At 76.0% G+C, this 16432-nt stretch carries 17 protein-coding genes and 2 riboswitches; of the genes, 6 read left to right on the forward strand and 11 right to left on the reverse strand.

All coding sequences use genetic code 11. From position 1 onward, the window contains the following. Positions 1–72: 72 nt before the first annotated feature. Together GOBS_RS11555 and GOBS_RS11560 are read right to left on the reverse strand one after the other, a co-directional pair. Entirely contained in the window at positions 73–816 is a 744-nt protein-coding gene (locus tag GOBS_RS11555) for an LmeA family phospholipid-binding protein (protein ID WP_012948472.1), read from the reverse strand. Beyond that, positions 813–3134, reverse strand: coding sequence for an MMPL family transporter (locus tag GOBS_RS11560; RefSeq protein WP_012948473.1), 2322 nt, complete (start codon positions 3132–3134; stop codon positions 813–815). Before GOBS_RS11560 ends, GOBS_RS11555 begins: the two co-directional genes overlap by 4 nt. 91 nt (positions 3135–3225) lie before the next feature. Between GOBS_RS11560 and GOBS_RS11565 the strand changes: the two genes are divergently transcribed. Beyond that, positions 3226–3720 carry a hypothetical protein gene (locus GOBS_RS11565; protein WP_012948474.1) on the forward strand — a complete coding sequence of 165 codons (495 nt, stop codon included), beginning with the start codon at positions 3226–3228 and terminating at the stop codon, positions 3718–3720. A 67-nt stretch (positions 3721–3787) separates the two neighbouring features. On the opposite strand, the gene GOBS_RS11570 is transcribed toward GOBS_RS11565, so the two are convergent. From GOBS_RS11570 to GOBS_RS11575, 3 genes are all read right to left on the reverse strand, one after another. Then, complete coding sequence (locus GOBS_RS11570) at positions 3788–4753, reverse strand: NADPH:quinone oxidoreductase family protein (RefSeq protein ID WP_012948475.1); 966 nt, start codon at positions 4751–4753, stop codon at positions 3788–3790. A 175-nt stretch (positions 4754–4928) separates the two neighbouring features. Further along, positions 4929–5096 (reverse strand): hypothetical protein, encoded by a 168-nt coding sequence (locus GOBS_RS27380; RefSeq protein WP_166487358.1) that lies wholly within the window; start codon positions 5094–5096, stop codon positions 4929–4931. 92 nt (positions 5097–5188) lie between these two features. Beyond that, the gene (locus GOBS_RS11575) at positions 5189–5725 is read right to left on the reverse strand and encodes a DNA-directed RNA polymerase subunit alpha C-terminal domain-containing protein (RefSeq protein WP_012948477.1); all 537 of its coding nucleotides are present in this window, start codon (positions 5723–5725) and stop codon (positions 5189–5191) included. Between the two features lie 89 nt (positions 5726–5814). Between GOBS_RS11575 and GOBS_RS11580 the strand changes: the two genes are divergently transcribed. Then, the gene (locus tag GOBS_RS11580) at positions 5815–6675 is read left to right on the forward strand and encodes an alpha/beta hydrolase (protein WP_012948478.1); all 861 of its coding nucleotides are present in this window, start codon (positions 5815–5817) and stop codon (positions 6673–6675) included. A 238-nt stretch (positions 6676–6913) separates the two neighbouring features. Further along, positions 6914–7041: riboswitch (cyclic di-AMP (ydaO/yuaA leader) on the forward strand. 1 nt (position 7042) lies between these two features. Continuing rightward, positions 7043–7909 carry a LysM peptidoglycan-binding domain-containing protein gene (locus GOBS_RS25425; RefSeq protein WP_012948479.1) on the forward strand — a complete coding sequence of 289 codons (867 nt, stop codon included), beginning with the start codon at positions 7043–7045 and terminating at the stop codon, positions 7907–7909. Between the two features lie 109 nt (positions 7910–8018). Here GOBS_RS25425 and GOBS_RS27385 read toward each other — a convergent pair whose 3' ends face one another. The 5 genes from GOBS_RS27385 to GOBS_RS11610 all read right to left on the reverse strand — a co-directional run bounded on the left by GOBS_RS27385 (position 8019) and on the right by GOBS_RS11610 (position 11435). After that, on the reverse strand, positions 8019–8171 hold the full coding sequence (locus GOBS_RS27385; protein ID WP_012948480.1) for a hypothetical protein: 153 nt from the start codon (positions 8169–8171) through the stop codon (positions 8019–8021). Next, positions 8168–8467, reverse strand: a complete 300-nt coding sequence (locus tag GOBS_RS11595; protein WP_041241452.1) for a DUF2306 domain-containing protein — start codon at positions 8465–8467, stop codon at positions 8168–8170. Before GOBS_RS11595 ends, GOBS_RS27385 begins: the two co-directional genes overlap by 4 nt. Continuing rightward, the gene (locus GOBS_RS11600) at positions 8436–9854 is read right to left on the reverse strand and encodes an MFS transporter (protein WP_012948481.1); all 1419 of its coding nucleotides are present in this window, start codon (positions 9852–9854) and stop codon (positions 8436–8438) included. Before GOBS_RS11600 ends, GOBS_RS11595 begins: the two co-directional genes overlap by 32 nt. A 206-nt stretch (positions 9855–10060) precedes the next feature. Next, positions 10061–11098, reverse strand: a complete 1038-nt coding sequence (locus GOBS_RS11605) for an alpha/beta fold hydrolase (RefSeq protein WP_012948482.1) — start codon at positions 11096–11098, stop codon at positions 10061–10063. Positions 11099–11168: 70 nt separating this feature from the next. Then, positions 11169–11435 (reverse strand): helix-turn-helix domain-containing protein, encoded by a 267-nt coding sequence (locus GOBS_RS11610; protein ID WP_041241453.1) that lies wholly within the window; start codon positions 11433–11435, stop codon positions 11169–11171. 62 nt (positions 11436–11497) lie between these two features. Between GOBS_RS11610 and GOBS_RS11615 the strand changes: the two genes are divergently transcribed. From GOBS_RS11615 to GOBS_RS25430, 3 genes are all read left to right on the forward strand, one after another. Further along, positions 11498–12652, forward strand: coding sequence for an MFS transporter (locus tag GOBS_RS11615; protein ID WP_012948483.1), 1155 nt, complete (start codon positions 11498–11500; stop codon positions 12650–12652). A gap of 141 nt (positions 12653–12793) precedes the next feature. After that, positions 12794–12946: riboswitch (cyclic di-AMP (ydaO/yuaA leader) on the forward strand. 278 nt (positions 12947–13224) lie between these two features. Then, a complete protein-coding gene (locus tag GOBS_RS11620; protein WP_012948484.1) occupies positions 13225–14100 on the forward strand; it encodes a VldE C-terminal domain-containing protein in 876 nt (291 codons plus the stop codon). A gap of 40 nt (positions 14101–14140) precedes the next feature. Next, complete coding sequence (locus GOBS_RS25430; protein WP_012948485.1) at positions 14141–14773, forward strand: class I SAM-dependent methyltransferase; 633 nt, start codon at positions 14141–14143, stop codon at positions 14771–14773. 25 nt (positions 14774–14798) lie between these two features. On the opposite strand, the gene GOBS_RS11630 is transcribed toward GOBS_RS25430, so the two are convergent. After that, on the reverse strand, positions 14799–16391 hold the full coding sequence (locus tag GOBS_RS11630; RefSeq protein ID WP_012948486.1) for an acyl-CoA synthetase: 1593 nt from the start codon (positions 16389–16391) through the stop codon (positions 14799–14801). Positions 16392–16432: the final 41 nt, after the last annotated feature.

Below are 16432 nucleotides of genomic sequence, written 5' to 3' on the forward strand. Positions count from 1 at the left end.
CGGCCGGGACCCTCCCGGCGGACGCCGGATTCGTCACACTCCTGTGACCCGCGCCCAGCGCCGGACCCCCCGTCAGGAGCCGAGGACGACACCGGTGCCGGACGCCCGGATCCCCAGGCCGTCCGGCCGCACCACGACGCCGACGTCGCCCTGCTCGAAGAGCAGCGGGTCCAGGGGCACCGGGAAGGTGAACCGCTGCCGGAGCAGCAGCTCCTCGATCCCGCTCTGCGCGGCGGGGGTGTCCAGTCGCGTGGGCCGCACGAGCAGCGCACCGGCCTCCGGTGCGACCTCGGCGAGGGCGGAGACCGCCCGGACCCCACCGGGGGCGTCGACGGCCCCGGTGAGCCGGAGCTGCCGCTCGCCGGCCGGTTCTGCGTCCAGCCGGCGGCCGGTGAAGCTCAGGTAGCGGTCGAGGTCGTCGTAGGTGAGCAGCGCGTTCTCGACGGTTCCCTCGACGTACACCTCGTCGGCGTTGCCGTCGAGCAGGTCGTGCCAGGAGAGGTACACACCGCTGAGCTCGGCTTCGACGTCCCGCAGCCGCACCGGACCGGAGGACACGGCGCCGCTGTCGACCGCGACGTCGTCGTAGCGACCACGCAGAGCCTGCAGCAGCACCGGGCCGCCGTGGACCTGCACGGTCGGGCGGTCGAGGACGCCGGTCCGCTCCTGCAGGGCGCGGGACAGCACGGACTCCGCCCCGGCACGGGCCAGCCACTCCGCTCCGGACAGCAGCAGCGCGGTCCCCAGGACGACGGTGAGCGCGAGCGCGACGGTGGCGCGCCGGCCGTGGACGGGCGGTGCCGGGTCCGTGCTCACCTCGGCCTGCCGCCCACCGTCGCCTGCGCCGCCGCGCCCGCACGTAACCGCTCGGCCTCCTCGTCGAGCAACCCGGACTGCTCCTCGGCGCCGGTACGGGCGGCGGTGGTGCGGATGCGGCCGCCTGGCCAGCCCCCGGCGCGGCCGAGGAGGGTCAGCGCGGCGGGGGTGAGCACCGGCCGGGTGAGGAAGGTGTCGATGAGCAGTCCGACCGCCATGGTGAACGCGATCTGGCGGAAGGTGGACAGCGGGATGACGGCCACCATGGCGAAGGTGGCCGCCAGGATCAGGCCGGCGGCGCTGACCGCCCGCGCGGTGGCGGGCAGGGCGACGGAGATCGCCTGGGCGAGCGGCCGCCGGGCGGCCTGCTCCCAGATCGCCCCGACGACGAACACGAGGTAGTCCGAGCCGAGTGCGAGCAGCAGCACGGCGGTGGCGAAGGGGACGTAGAAGGTCAGGCCCGGCTCCCCCAGCAGGACCTGGAACACCAGGACGGTCACGCCGAGGGCGGTGGCGACGCCGAGGGCGCTCAGCAGGAGCAGCACCAGGGGCGCCAGGAGCGCGCGCAGGAACAGCGCGAGGATGACCAGCTCGACGAGGAGGACGGCTAGCACGACGCGCCCGAGTTCGGCGCGGGTGATGGCGGTCAGCTCGGCGGCGACGGCGGTCTGGCCGGTCACCCCCACGGTGACGCCCTCGACGCCGGCCTCGGCGACCAGCGCGTCGACGCGGTCCTGCAACCGCTGCAGGTCGGCGATCGCCGGAGCCGCCAGCGGGTCGCTGTCGAGGACCACGATGAACCGCGCGGCGTCGCCGTCGCGGGAGAAGACGATGCCGTACTCCTCGGGCAGCGGGTTCTGCGCCGGCCCCAGCACCTCGGCCACCCCGGGCTGGGCGCTGAGCGCCTCCTGGAAGCGGACCAGGGCCTCCCGCTGCGCGGAGATCCCCTCGCCCTCCAGGAGCACCTCGGTCGGCGCGGTCACCCCGCGCACGCCGGTGTCCTCCAGCACCTGGGCGCCGACCCGCACGGGGTCGTCGTCCGGCAGTGCGGTGGTGAACGACACGCCCAGCCGCATGTCCGGCAGCAGCAGCGCCCCGGGGATGAGGACGCCGACGCCCAGGAGCAACCCGACCAGCGCCCCCCGCCGGCCGGAGAGCGCCCGGGCGAGCCACCGCGTGGCCGGCCCGGCGCTGCGGTCCAGCGTCCGGCCGCCGGCCCGGGACGGGGCGAACAGCCGGGCGCCCAGGATCGCCAGCACGGCCGGGACCAGGGTGAGCGACACGACCACGCCCACCACCACGGTGAGGGCCAGCGCCGGCCCGAACGCGCGGAAGAGGTCGAAGTCGGCGACCAGCAGCGCCGCCGTGCCGGCCGCGACGGTCACCCCGGCGACCGCCACGATCGGGCCCTCGCTGAGGACGACGCGGCGGGCCGCCTCGTGCCGGTCCAGCCCGCGGTCCAGCTGCCGGCGGAAGGCCGAGAAGAACAGCACGCAGTAGTCGGTGACCACCCCGATGAGCAGGGCCGCCGTCAGCGGCCGGAGCTCCTCGGGCAGGGCGAAACCCAGCGCGGAGGCGGCGGCGTCGAGCACGTGCACCGCGACCACGTAGCCGAGGCCGGCGACGAGCAGCACGACGACGGGGGCCACGAGCGACCGGAACGTGAGCGCGACGACGACGGCGATCAGCACCAGGGTCGCCAGTTCGAACACCAGCAGGCGCGACGAGAGGTACTCGGCCTGGGCGACGCGGGCCGGGGTGAACCCGGTGACGTACGTCCGCACCGAGGGGTCGTTGTGGAAGTGGGCGGCGTACTGGCGGGCCAGGGCCGTGGCCTCGGCCAGCGAGGTCCCGCGGGAGACGTACAGGTAGGTGACGACGGTCTCGGGGACGGCGGTCGGGATCGGCACCGCCGCGACGACCTGCTCGCCGCTGGGCGGCGCGGTGCCCTCGAGCTGGGCCTGGACGTGGGCCAGCGCCCAGAGGGCGACGTCGGCGCGGGTGAGCGGGTCCAGACCCTCGGGGTCGTGCACGACAACAGAGGTCTCGGACAGGACCGGCACCCGGAACAGCTCCAGGCTGCGCTCCTGCACGGCCACCGCCTCGCTGCCCGGAGGCAGCAGGTTGCCGACGTCGCCGGTGCTGCCGCCGCCACCCCCGGGGGACGGCACGACGACCGCCGCCACGGCGAGGGCGATCCACCCGGCGAGGACGAGCCACCGCCCGGCCACCACGACGGTCCGGACGGCCCTGCCCACCGCGCGGAGCACGGCTGCGGGGGCGCCGACCAGCGACCCCACCCAGTGCCGTGAGGACAAGGCGGCCTCCCGCCGGGGCCGTTCGTGTGCGTACCGCTGTCTGCGGAGGGTACGTCGGAGCCCGCCTGACCGCCGGGTGAGAGGACGACCGATGGCGCAGCCCGCCCAACCAGGCCAGGAGGACCGGCCGGACGGCCCGCAGGACCGCGGCTGGACCCGCTGGCTGGCCGCCGGGACCTTCGTCCTCGGCCTCGTCGTCGGGGCGTTGCTCGTCGGGCTGCTCGGTCAGGCCCCACCCGTGCCGAGGTCCGCCCAGGAGGCGGCGTCCGCGCCGGCCGCTGGGCCGACGAGCACGGCCGGGCCGGCCGGCGGGGTCGGGATCGACCCGGGCTGCCTGCGGGCGCTCAACGCCGCGCAGGACATCGCGGCGACCGTCGACGACCTGGGCGCCGCCGCGGCGGCCCTGGACGCGGCCCGGCTCGACGAGGTGGTCCGCCGGCTCCAGCCGCTGCAGGCGCGGCTCGGCGCGGGCCGCGCCGCCTGCGAGGCGTCCGGGTCGCTGCCGACCGAGGGGGCCGAGCCGACCGAGGGGGCCGAGCCGACCGAGGGGGCCGAGCCGACCCCTCCTGCGTCACCGACTGCTTGAGGACCGCCGGGGCGGGGAACCGGCCCCGCCGCCGGCCCTGCAAGGGTGGGAGAAGGATGGTCCTTCGTCAGCGGACGCGCAGCAGCACCTTGCCGGTGGCGCGGCGCTCATCGAGCTCGGTGACCGCCGCCGCGGCGTCGGCCAGGTCGTGCACGGTCCCGAGCACCGGGTCGAGGGCGCCGCGCTCGAGCAGCGGCTGCAGGTCACGCCACTGCTCCTGCACGTAGCCGGGCTCACCCGTCCAGAACGCGCCCCACCCGACGCCGACGACCGACACGTTGTTCAGCAGCAGCCGGTTGACCTTCACCGTGGGGATCTCCCCGCCGGTGAAGCCCAGCACCAGCAGCCGGCCCTCGCGGGCGAGGCTGCGCAGCGAGTCGGTGAACCGGTCGCCGCCCACCGGGTCGGCGACGACGTCGACGCCCCGGCCGCCGGTGAGCTCCTTGACCCGGTCGCGGAAGCCGTCGGCGAGCACGACCTCGTCGGCGCCGGCCGCCCGTGCGGCCCCGCCCTTGGCCTCGCTGGACACCACCGCGAGCACGCGCGCGCCGTACGCCTTGGCCAGCTGGATGCCCGCCGTCCCCAGGCCGCCGGCGGCGCCGTGCACCAGCACCGTCTCGCCCTCGCGCAGCTGACCGCGGCGGCGGAGCGCGAAGTGCATGGTCAGGTAGTTCATCGGCAGCGCCGCGCCCTGCTCGAAGCTCACGCCGTCGGGCAGCGGGAAGACGAAGCCGGGATCGACGGCCGCCACCTCGGCGAAGCCGCCGAAGCCGGGGAAGGCCGCCACCCGCCGACCGGGTTGCAGGCCGCTGCCCGCGGGAGCGCTGCGCACCGTCCCGGCCACCTCGCTGCCGGGCACGAACGGCAGCGGCGGCTTGATCTGGTACTGCCCGCGGCTGAGCAGCACCTCGGGGAACGTCACGCCCGCGACGTGCACGTCGATCAGCACCCCGCCGTCCGAGTCGGGCTCGGGGACGTCGACGACCGAGATGGCCGAGGGACCGTCGAGGGTGGCGATCTGGGCTGCGCGCACGGGTCCTCCTGCACGGTGGGCTACGGGACCGCGAGCTTGTCAGAGCGGGTGACCGGCGTCGTAGCGAGGTGGGGCGGGGGAGAGGTCCGCCACGCCCGGCGCCGGGGCCTCGGATGTGTCCGGGGCGCGGGCGCCACACGGGGGTCTCGACCGCAGATCCGCAGGTGACCGGCGGTCAGCCCTGCGGGCTCTCCGGACCGACCGCCGGGGCGGCGCCACCCAGCTCCCCGCTCTGCGTCGACTCGGCGTCCTCGGGGCGGGGCACGCGCGGGTCGTCGGGGAGCGGAGGAGCGGTCTCCAGCGGGCCGTCGACGTCGCGCGGCGGGGTGTTCTCGGTGTCCATGACGCCGGGGTACCCCGGAACTGCCCGGTCCTCGCGGGCGGACCGCACGTCATCCGGAGCCGCTCCGTGGCGCCGTCCGTCGGGGGTGCGGGCTACCCGCCGACCAGCCGCCGCAGCCGGCGGGCCGGCGCCTGGACGGCCCGCAGGGCCAGTCGCACCGGCAGGGTCGCGAGGGTCGAGCCCACCCGCACGCTCAGGCGCCAGAGGTCGGCGTAGTCCGGCGGCCGGGGCGCGGCCGGCGTGGGGTCGGCGGGGGGCGGCGTCGCGGGCACGATCAGGTCGACCGTCGTCCGGCGGCGGGTGCTGCGCAGCGACTCGAACGACGGGATGCTCGGCGCATCGGGCGACTCCTCGTCGTCCGCCCCGGGCTCCGCGAGGGGCAGCTGCGCGGAGGCGGGGCTCGGTCGGCCTGCGGAGGGACGGCCGGGCGGCTCCGGCACGACGCGGCGGATGGCAGCGATGCTGCCCGGGCCCAGCCCGTTGACCGCGACGAGCTCCGCCCGGGTGAGGGCGGCGAGCTGCGCGGTCGTGGTGATCCCGGCCCGGGCCAGCGCAGTCACCGCTCGCGTGGGCAGGCCCAGGTCGCTGACGGTCTCGCCGGGCGCGGTCCCCGGTGACGTGGTCGGCATGGTGTCCAACCTAGGGGCGACCGCCGCACGGCACCGGACCAGGTCTCCTGCAGGATGCGCAGGCAGTTCGCACCCTGGAGGCCCTCGTGATGACCGCTGCCCGTCCCGGCGGGACCCCGCGCCCCACGCACACCGAGGGCACGCTGTCCTCCGGTCAGTACCGGCAGGCCTGGACCGTCGAGGACCCGGTCGGCGCGGTCGTCCTGGTGCACGGGGCCCACGAGCACGGCGGCCGCTACCGGCACGTGGCCGAGCATCTGGCCGCCGCGGGGTACGCCTGCCACGCCGTCGACCACCCCGGCCACGGCCGCTCGCTGGGCCGGCGCGGCAACATCGGGAGCATGGCCGCCGCCGTCGACGGCGTGGCCGAGCTCGTGCGGATCGCCGGCGATCAGCACCCTGGAGTCCCGCTGTTCGTCTACGGGCACAGCCTGGGCGGGCTGATCGCCCTGCAGTACCTCACCGGGACGCCGGACGCCCGGGTCGCCGGTGCGGTCCTCTCCGCGGCGGCGCTGGACACCAGTGCCGCCAACCTCGCCCAGAAGGTCGTGGCGCCGCTGCTGTCCCGGGTCCTGCCCGACCTCGGCGTCCTCCGGCTCGAGGCCGAGGCGGTCAGCCGGGACCCCGAGGTGGTCCGCGACTACCGCACCGACCCGCTGAACCACACCGGGAAGATGGTCGCCCGGACCGGCGCCGAGCTGATGAGCACCGCGCTGGCCATGCCCCGGCGGCTGCCCTCGCTCACCATGCCGCTGCTCGTGCTGCACGGCACCGCCGACCGGCTCGTCCCGCCGGCCGCGAGCGAGGTCGTGCGCGCGCACGCCGGCTCTCCCGACCTGACCCTCAGGGTCTACGACGGGCTCTTCCACGAGCCGCACAACGAGCCGGAGAAGGACGACGTCCTGGCCGACGTCGTCGCCTGGCTCGACGCCCACCGCCCGCCGTCCTGACCGCTCGCCGGCCGCCGGCGGGGGATCGGGACGTGACGACGGCTACACCGCCGCGAAACGCCGTGACGACCTGCGGCGCGCCGTCCTCAGGCGTGCATGTGACCGGCGTCACGACGACATTGCACATGACTGCACGTAGCGTTTCGTGTGCGCTCAGCAAAGGAGAGCGCGGCGCCGGTCCGCCAAACCCTGCCCACCGGTCGCCATCCCGTTCCCAGGGCAGGGGTGGGGGACCCACGACCACGGCGCGCCGCACCCGAGTCCGCGACTCGGGCGGGCCCGTCTCGGGGTGAAGCCGCGGACCGCGGCCGGGCACCGATCGCCCGAACCCGACAGCTGACCTCGCCGGCGGTGATCGGAGATCACCATGGCCAAGCACCGCGCACCCCGCTATGTCCGCACCAAGAAGGTCCTCGCCAAGGCCCCGGTCGCAGCCGGCGCCACGGTCGTCGGCTTCGGCGTCCTGAGCTCCCCGGCCCAGGCCTTCGCCGGGACCACCGTCCTCGCCCACGCCGTCGAGGTCCCCGCCGCGACGCCGGCCGCGAACAGCGGCACCGCCGCTCCTGAGGCCGACCACACCGTCGAGCACGGTGACACGATCGCGAAGATCGCCGCCGCCCACGGCCAGTCGTGGCGCGAGCTGTACCAGCGCAACGCCGGCGTCATCGGCGCCGACCCGAACCGGATCCTCCCGGGGCAGGTCCTGCTCACCGCCGGCTCGGCCGCCGCCCACGCGGCTCCGGCCGCCCCGGCTCCCATCGCCGGCTCGGCCGGGAACGCGGCGCCCGCGGCGGCGGTCGCCCCGCTCGCGGCGGTGGCTCCGGCGCCCGCGGCGGCTCCGGCTCCCGTGGCCGCGGCGGCCTCGGCTGCCACCGCGCGCATCACCAACAGCGCCGGCGACGTGGCCCCGCAGGTGCGGGCCGCGGCCAACCGGGTGGTCAGCGAGGTGCCCGGCGCCGACTCGATCACCATCGGCGGCACCCGGGCGAGCGCGACCGACCCGAACGGCCACCCGTCCGGCCTGGCGCTGGACTACATGGTCGGTTCCGACTCCGCTCTCGGGGACGCGATCGTGGCCTTCCACATCGCCCACTGGGACGAGCTGGGCGTCGAGTACGTCATCTGGGAGCAGCGGATCCTGACCTCGCCGACCGGCGCGTGGAAGGCCATGGCCGACCGCGGCAGCGCCACGGCGAACCACATGGACCACCCGCACGTGAACTACGTCGGCTGACGCACCACGGCCCCGTCCGGCCCCCTGGCGGGCACCGCCCCGAGCTCGCGAGGGGTGGGGAGCAGGGGTCCTTCTGCCGAGCCGGCGAGGGTGGGGAGGACGGGGCCTCTCAGAGGAGCTCGTCCAGGTCGTCGGGTCCGGGCCCGGTGCCGCCCGAGTCGCGGAGGGGAGAGGTGTCGGGCACGTCGTCCTCGGGCGGCTCGGGTGCGACCGGCCCCTCCGAGTACAGGGTGCTCGGGTCCCGCGGGTCCATCTCGCTCATGGGAACAGGGTGCCCCGCGGGGCCGTGGGGAACCGCGTGCTGACGGCCAGGTACCGCTCGGCGACCAGCAGGTTGGGCACCCAGGCCGGGAAGGGCACCAGCTGGTAGGCGCGCTCGAAGGCCACCTGGTCCGGGACCCCGGCCAGTGCGACCTGCCCCGTGACCAGGACGGCCAGCCACAGCCGGAGGGTGACCGCGGCGTAGGTGCCGACCAGGGGCGTACGGCATCGGTGGGGACGCCGCCGGTCCCGCCGCCGCCTCGCCTCAGCGGGCCGGGACCCCGGCCACCCGGGCACCCGGTAGGCCCGGCGCCGACCGGTTGGGCCGCTGGCGGCCGGCCAGCCCGGCGACCACGGCGGTCAGCGCACAGACGGCTGCGCCGATTCCCGCGAGCGTGGTGTAGCCGCTGCCGGACGGGGCCGCGCCCGGACCCGCCGTGGCGCCGGCGAGCACGGTCGCGGTCAGCGCGCTCCCGACGGCGAAGCCCACGTACCGCAGCACCTGGTTGAGGCTCATCGCGCTGCCGGTCTCCGACGGCGGGACGGCGGCGACCACCAGCGCCGGGAAGGCCGCGAAAGCGGCACCGACACCGAATCCGGCCACCGCCATGACCAGGAAGAGCTGCCAGAGCTCGGTGCGCAGGACCGCGAACAGCACGAACGCGCACCCCTGCACCAGCGCGGCCACCGGGAGGACCAACCGCGGGCGGGCGCGGGCGGTCAGCCGGCCGGCGACCACGCTCGCCGCCGAGAACGGCAGCAGCACCAGCCCGGCGACCACGATCGAGGTACCGAGGCCCGCGCCGGGCGACGCCGGGGCCTGTGCCAGGACCGGCACCGCGGTGAGCAGCAGGTAGTTGGACAGCCCCACGAGCAGCGCCGCCGAGTGCGCGGAGAACGCCACCCGTCCGCGGGCGAGCCGCACGTCGACCAGCGGGTGCGGCGTCCGGGCCTCCCAGACCACCCAGGCGCCCAGTGCCACCACCGAGCCGCCGGCCGTCGCCAGCAGCAGCGGCGACGTCCAGCCCCACGTCTCGGCCTGGCCCAGCGCGACCAGCAGCCCCGCCAGCCCGGCGCCGAGGAGCAGTGCCCCGACGACGTCGAGGGGGTGGCGCGGAGCGGCGGCCGAGGGCGGCAGGACCGCGGCCGAGGCGGCGAGGGCGGCGGCGCTGACGGCGGCGCCGGCCCAGAACGCGGCGTGCACCCCGCCCAGCTCGGCCACGAGGCCGGCGAGCGGGTAGCCGAGCCCGACGCCGGCGACCACGGTGATGGACAGCGCGGCGATGGTGGAGCGCGACCGTTGCCCGGTCAGCGCCTCGCGTGCGGTGGCGATGGCCAGCGGGGTGAGCCCGAGCCCCACGCCCTGCAGCGCGCGGCCGGCGATCAGCCAGCCCAGACCCAGGGGGAGCGCGGCCAGCACGCCGCCGGCGGTGACCACGGCCAGGACGGCGAGGACGACCGTCCGCCGGTGCGGACCGTCGCCGAGCCGGCCCACCACCGGGGTCGCCACCGCCCCCACCAGCAGGGTGACGGTCAGCGACCACTGGGCGTTCGGCAGCGACGTCCCCATGGTCTCGGCGATCGCCGGGACCAGCGGGGCGCCGAGGCTGCTGATGACGGCGACGACCGTCCCGACGAAGACCAGCACCGGGACGAGGGCGCGAGGGGACCGGGCGACCGTCATGACGCCCAGGGTCCCAGCTCGTTGCGCCACCCAACGAGCGCGGAGCCGACGCCGCAGACGTCCTAGACATCTGTTGCGGAGTCGTTCCGTTGACCGCATGCTCTCCGTGGGCGGAGCCCCGGGGCTCCCTCGGGTGTGCTCCGCCCGCCAGCTCCTGCAGGTCCGCGCACCGGTCGTCCCGCCCGGGACGACCGGTGCGACGCTGCTCAGGCGGGACGGTCGAGCAGGTCCCGCAGCGTCCGGTCGACGACGGCGTTGTCGGCGGCGTTCATCCCGAGACCGGCGAAGTGCCCCCAGATCGTGTCGAGCACCCGGACCTCGCCCTGGGGGATGAACTGCGAGGCCCACTGCTCGTCCTCGGGCGGGAAGTAGAGGTCGGTCCGGGCGGGCATGGCCACGACGGGGCAGCGGATCGAGCGCAGCGCCGCCTCGGTGTCCCCGTCGAAGCCCGGGGTCCGGCCGACATCCCCCTGCTCCCAGGTCCACAGCATCGCCAGCAGGTTGTTCGGGTCCCGGTCCTCGTCGAGCCAGAAGCCCTCCCAGAAGCCGACCAGGAAGTCCTCGAGCGAGGAGTGGCCCATGTCCCGGTACGCGCGCTCCCAGTAGAAGGCCTGGGACAGCCCCCACCCGGCGTAGATCCGGGCGAAGACCCGCATGCCGGCGGTCGGGCGCGCGTCGGGGGAGTACTCCCCGCCCCGGAAGGCCGGGTCGAGCGTGAGGGCGGCACGCAGGCTCTTGATGAACACCTGGTTGTGCTCGCTCGTGCGGCTGGAGCCGACGATGGGAGCGGCCCGCTTCACCATCTCGGGGTGGCTGACCGCCCACTGGTAGGTCTGCCCGGCGCCCATGGAGGAGCCCAGCACCAGCTCGATCGACTCGATGCCCCACTGCTGCGTGAGCAGGCGGTGCTGGGCCTCGACCTGGTCGTGGAAGGTGACCGGCGGGAAGTGCGGGCCGTCGAAGGGGGGAGGAGTGGTGCTCGGGGACGTGGAGAGCCCGTTGTTCAGCTGGTTCGGGACGACGATGAAGTACTTCGCCGGGTCGCAGGCCAGACCCGGCCCGATCGACCACTCGTTGGCGTCGTGCCAGGCGCTGAACCAGGTGGGGTGCACGATGACGTTGGACCGGTCGGCGTCCAGGGTCCCGTACGTCTTGTAGGCCAGCTGCGCCCCGCGCAGTGTCCCTCCGCTCTGCAACGGCAGGTCGCCGAGGTCGAACAGCTGGTGGTCCGTGGGTGCGGGCACGGCAACTCCTCCCAGGTGAAGCGTCGCCAGCCTGCTCGTCCTCCGCGAGGAGCCGCAAGCCGGACGTGGCTCAGCCGGTGGCCAGGCGCTCCAACAGCCGGCGGAGGGTGCGCGCCTCGGCGGAGGACAGGGCGGCGAGTCCGTCGCGCTCGGGCTCGGCGATCCGCGGGGCCAGCGACCGGCACGACGTCCGGCCACAATCTGCGGCGTGCACGACGACGCGGGGACGATCGGTCGCGTCGACGGTGCGGTGGAGCAGCGAGCGCTCGACCAGGTGGTCGACGGTCCTGGTCACGATCGGCCCGGGGATCCGGGTTCGGCCGCTCAGGTCGCTCACGTCCTGACCGGGGAGTCGGGGCCCGGCGCGGGCGGACGCCGGTCCGCCCGCGTCCCCGTCCCGTGACCCGGGGACCCGCCGGCCGGCCCGACACCGCTCGCCTGGTCGCCGCCGGCGCAGTGGCCAACCTCGCGGTCGGGACGCTGTTCGCCTGGAGCCTCGTGGCGCCCCGGGTGGTGGCTGACGCCGGCGCCCCGCGGGGCAGTGGTCCGGCGGTCTTCGCGCTCGCCCTCGGGGTCTTCACCGTCGTCCTGCTCGGGGTGGGCCGCTGGCTGGCGCGGGTGGGACCGCGCCGGTTGCTCGCCGCAGCCGCCCTCGCCGCCGGGTCGGGGATCGGGGTGACCGCCGTGGTGCAGCGGCCCGAGGCCCCGTGGCTGGGGGTGGGGCTGCTGTTCGGCGCGGCCAACGGGCTGGCCTACGGCGTCGCGGTCGCCCTCGCCGCCCGGGTCCCCGCTGTGCGTCGTGGCACGGCGAGCGGGGTGGTGGTCGGCGCGTACGCGGCCGGGCCGGTGCTGCTCGGTCTGCTGGCGCCGCGCGTCCTGCCGGTGGTCGGCTGGCGGACCTGCCTGGCCGTCCTGGCCGTGCTCGTCGCCGGTCTGGTGGGCCTCGCCGCCGCCCTCGCCCCCGGCGGCGCGGAGGGCGAGCAGCGCCGGGACCGGTTCGAGGAGCCGGTCCCCGGGACGACGGTGGCAGCTCTGTGGGTCCTCTTCGCGGGAGGGGCCGCGCCCGGGTTGGTGGTCTTCGCCACCGCCGCGCCCCTGGCGTCCGCCACCGGGCTGGGTCCCGGAGCCGCGGGAGCAGCGGTCTCCCTGCTGGCCGCCGGCAACCTGGCCGGCCGGCTGGGCGCGGGCTGGTGGTCCGACCGCGCCGGGCGCCTGCCGGCCCTGGCGACCGCGCTCGCGGCCACCGCCGTCGCGCTCGCCGGGCTCGCCGTCCGGGCTGCGCCCGCCGTCGTCCTGACCGGTTTCCTCGTGGTCGGACTCGCCTACGGCGGGGTGTCCGCGCTGGTCCCGGCCGCGACGGCGGACCGTGTCGGGGTCCGCGCCTTCCCGGCGGTCTACGGCCGGGTGTTCACCGCGTGGGGGTGTGCCGGGCTGCTCGCACCGCTCCTCGCCGCGAGCGTGACCGACGCCGACGGCACGCAGCCAGGTCTGCTCCTGCTCGCCGTTCCCCTGGCCCTCGCGGCGGCCGCGCTGTCCGTCCTCGCCCGCCGGTGACCCCTACACCTCCGGCCGTCGATCCGGCGGGTGGGCGACGCGCATCACCTGACGAATGCAGGACCGCGGATTGTCACAGCTCGATAACGCCGTTACGGTCGACGGGTCCGATCGGTCGTTCCGCCTCCCATCGGGGGGCCCGAGCGGACGCCGCCGAGTCGCCCTCAGGGGCGAGCCGGGGACCCACCGCAGAACTGGGGTGAATCCCGCTCCTGGACGCACGTCCAGGGGCAGGTAGGGCCGCTTCCCGCCCGAACCCGTCAGCTAACCCGGTAGGCGGCCGTCGGAAGAACGGAGAGCCGCCGCATGGCGTGCCCCTGCCCTGCTGCACCACCCCGCCGGCTCCGGATCCCGGTGCGCCCGCGCACCTGACCGCACGCGGCCGTCCGCAGCGGACGCCGCCCGTGGGCCCACCGACCCGAGCACCCGCGCTCGACCGGCTCCTCGCCGCTTCCCCGGTGCGTCCACCCGGCGCTCGTCGCGCGGCCGCAGCCCCCGCTGCCCGCAGACCTCCGCAGACCCGCGCGCCCTCGTGGCGCCGCTGCGCCCGTACCCCGGAGAGCGCGAACCCCATGGACCGCCGCACCACCACCTCTGGCCGCACCACCTCTGGCCGCCCCGCCCGCGCGCGCCGCCGCCCCGCCCTGTACCTGGGGGTGGCCACCGCCGGCGCCGTCCTGGCCGGCGTCGTCGTCGGCACCGAGCCGGCCGCGCAGGCCGAGGCCGCGCCGTCGGAGACCGTCAGCATCGCCCAGGAGCTCGGGCTGACGTCCCGGTCCGGCCCGGTCGACGTCACCTCGGAGCTGCAGCCGCTGCAGGACCTCGCCGCCACCCGCAGCACCCGCGAGGCCGCCGAGACCGCCGCCCAGCAGGCCCAGGCCGCCGCCGACCAGGCGGTGCTCGACCGCCAGAAGGCCGAGGCCGAGGCCGCCGCCAAGGCGAAGGCCGAGGCTGAGGCCGCCGCGAAGGCGGCCGCCGAGGCCGCGGCTGCGTCCACTGCCGCTGCCGGCCAGGCCGCTCCGGCGCAGGCGGGTGCGGCCGCTCCCGCGGCCGCCGAGCCCCGGGCGGCCGCCGCGGCCGGCGCGGTGGCCAAGATCAAGAACTCCGCGGGCCCCGTCGCCGCCGTGGTGCAGGCCGCCGCCAACGCCGTCGTCAGCAACGTGCCCGGCGCCGACTCGATCACCCTGGGCGGCACCCGCCCCAGCGCCGCCGACCCGGGCGGCCACCCCTCCGGCCTGGCGCTGGACTACATGGTCATGTCCGACGCCGCCCTCGGGGACGCGATCGTCGAGTACCACATCGCCCACTGGGACGAGCTGGGCGTCGACTACATCATCTGGCAGCAGCGGATGCTGTCCTCGCCGAACGGCTCCTGGAAGGCGATGGCGGACCGCGGCGGCGCGACGGCCAACCACATGGACCACCCGCACGTGAACTACCGGGGCTGACCTGCGGTTGCCCGCCGCGTCGGCGGGGCAGGACGGCACGATGGGGAACAGGTCCTCCCGTCCCGTCCCGCCGACCCTCGTCGACGCCAACCGGCTCTGGGTCGACGCGCGCCTGCGCGCGCTGGTGCAGCGCCGCGTCGAGGCGCCCGTCCTGCTGAGACTCGGCGGGCCGGTGTCCGGCGGCCGGGTGCTGGAGCTCGGCACCGGGCGCCGGGGCACCGGGCTGCGCCTGGCGCTGGAGGTGTTCGGCGCCGCGCACGCCGACGGCGTCGAGCGGTTCGAGGACAGCGTCGCGGCGTGCCGCGAGGCGGTGCGCGACCTGACCGGGCGGGTCGACGTGCAGCGCGGCGACGCGACGGCGCTGACCGCGCACGACGGGGCCTACGACGCGGTCTTCGGCTACCACGTCCTGCACCACGCCGACGCCTGGCGGGACGTCGTCCGGGAGGCGGCACGGGTGCTCCGCCCGGGCGGGCGCCTCTACTCCTGCGAGATGACGGCGCGCATCGTCGACAGCCGGCCGCTGCGGGCGGTGTCCCGCCACCCCGCCGACGGCGACCGCCCGACCCCGGAGGGCCTGGCCGCCGCCTGCGCGGCCGCGGGGCTCACCGTGGCCGCCCAGGAGACCCGGCTCGCCGGCTGCTGGACGGCGCTCGTCGCCACCCGGCCGTGAGCGCGCACCGCGCGGGCCGCCCCGGTCAACCGGCCAGGTCCGCGTACGTCGTCCGGAGCTCGCGCTTGAGGATCTTGCCGCTGGCGTTCTTGGGCAGGCCGTCGGCGACGGCCACGTACCTCGGCGTCTTGTAGCCGGCCAGCCGCTCCCGGCAGAACCGGACCAGCTCCTCGGGATCGACCGTCTGCCCCGCCCGCGGGACGACGACCGCGGCGACGGCCTCGATCCACCTCGGGTGCGGGATGCTGAAGACGGCGGTCTCCGCGACGGCGGGGTGCTGGTAGAGGACCTCCTCGACCTCGCGGCTGGCGACGTTCTCCCCGCCGGTCTTGATCACGTCCTTCTTGCGGTCGACGACGGTGATGTAGCCGTCCTCGTCCATGACGCCGAGGTCACCGCTGTGGAACCAGCCGTTGCGGAACGCCTCCGCCGTCTTCTCCGGGTCGTTCCAGTAGCCGGCCGTGGCGTGCGGGCTGCGGTGCACGATCTCGCCCTCGACGCCGGGGCCGACCGGCTCGTCGGCCTCGTCGACGATCCGGGTCTCGCTGTTCACCACCGCCGTGCCGGCCGACCCGGGCTTGCGCAGCTGGTCCTCGGGGGAGAGCACCAGGGCGAGCGCGGACATCTCGGTCTGGCCGTAGAAGTTGAACAGCGCCATGTCCGGCAGCCGGCGGCTCAGCTCCTCGACGACGGCCACCGGCATGATCGACGCGCCGTAGTAGCCGGTGGCCAACGACGACAGGTCGCGGCGGTCGAAGTCGGGGGAGCGCAGCAGCCCGATCCACACCGTCGGCGGGCAGAACAGGCTGGTCACCCGCTCCCGCTCCACCGTCTCCAGCACGGTGGCCGGGTCCGGCCCGTCCAGGACGACGTTCGTCCCGCCCAGGTACAGGTTCGGCATGAGGAAGCAGTGCTGGGCGGCGACGTGGAACAGCGGCAGCGCGTGCAGGGCGACGTCCCCGGCGGTGTAGCGGCCGTCGACGATGCAGCTGACGTACTGGCTGACCAGGCTGCGGCTGGTCATCATCACGCCCTTGGGCCGTGACTCGGTGCCGCTCGTGTACATCAGCTGCAGCACGTCGTCGTCGGCGACCGCCACCTGCGGCGCGGAGGCGTCCTCGTGCGCCGTCCAGGTCTCGACCGCCTCCCACCCGCCGGGCAGCAGTCCGCCCGCGCTGCCCAGGACACCCCGGACCCGGACCGCCTCCTCGCGCTCGGCCAGCTTCACGGCCTCCTGCGCCACCGGCAGCAGTGCGGCCTCCGCCACCAGTCCGGTGGCCCCCGAGTGCTCGAGGATGTAGGCGACCTCGCCCGCCTGGAGCATGAAGTTGACCGGTACCGCGATCGCGCCCAGGCGCGCGAGGGCGAAGGTGAGCACGACGTACCCGTCGTCGTTGTGGGACAGCAGGGCCACCCGGTCGCCCTTCGCCACGCCCCGTGCGGTCAACGCGTTCGCCGTACGGTCCGCCGCCGCGTCCAGCTCGGCGTAGGTGTGCGACCGGTCGCGGTAGCGCAGGGCCGTCCGGCCCGGCGCACGGGCCGCGGAGCGCCGCAGCAGGTCGCCGAGCGCGTGCCCGCGGGCCTGGGCGATCGTGCTGGTCAGCGTCTCGTCGAACACGTTCGTCTCCTGGGGCCCGGCCGTCCGTGGAGGGGCCCTAG

Source organism: Geodermatophilus obscurus DSM 43160 (assembly GCF_000025345.1).
GTDB lineage: Bacteria > Actinomycetota > Actinomycetes > Mycobacteriales > Geodermatophilaceae > Geodermatophilus > Geodermatophilus obscurus.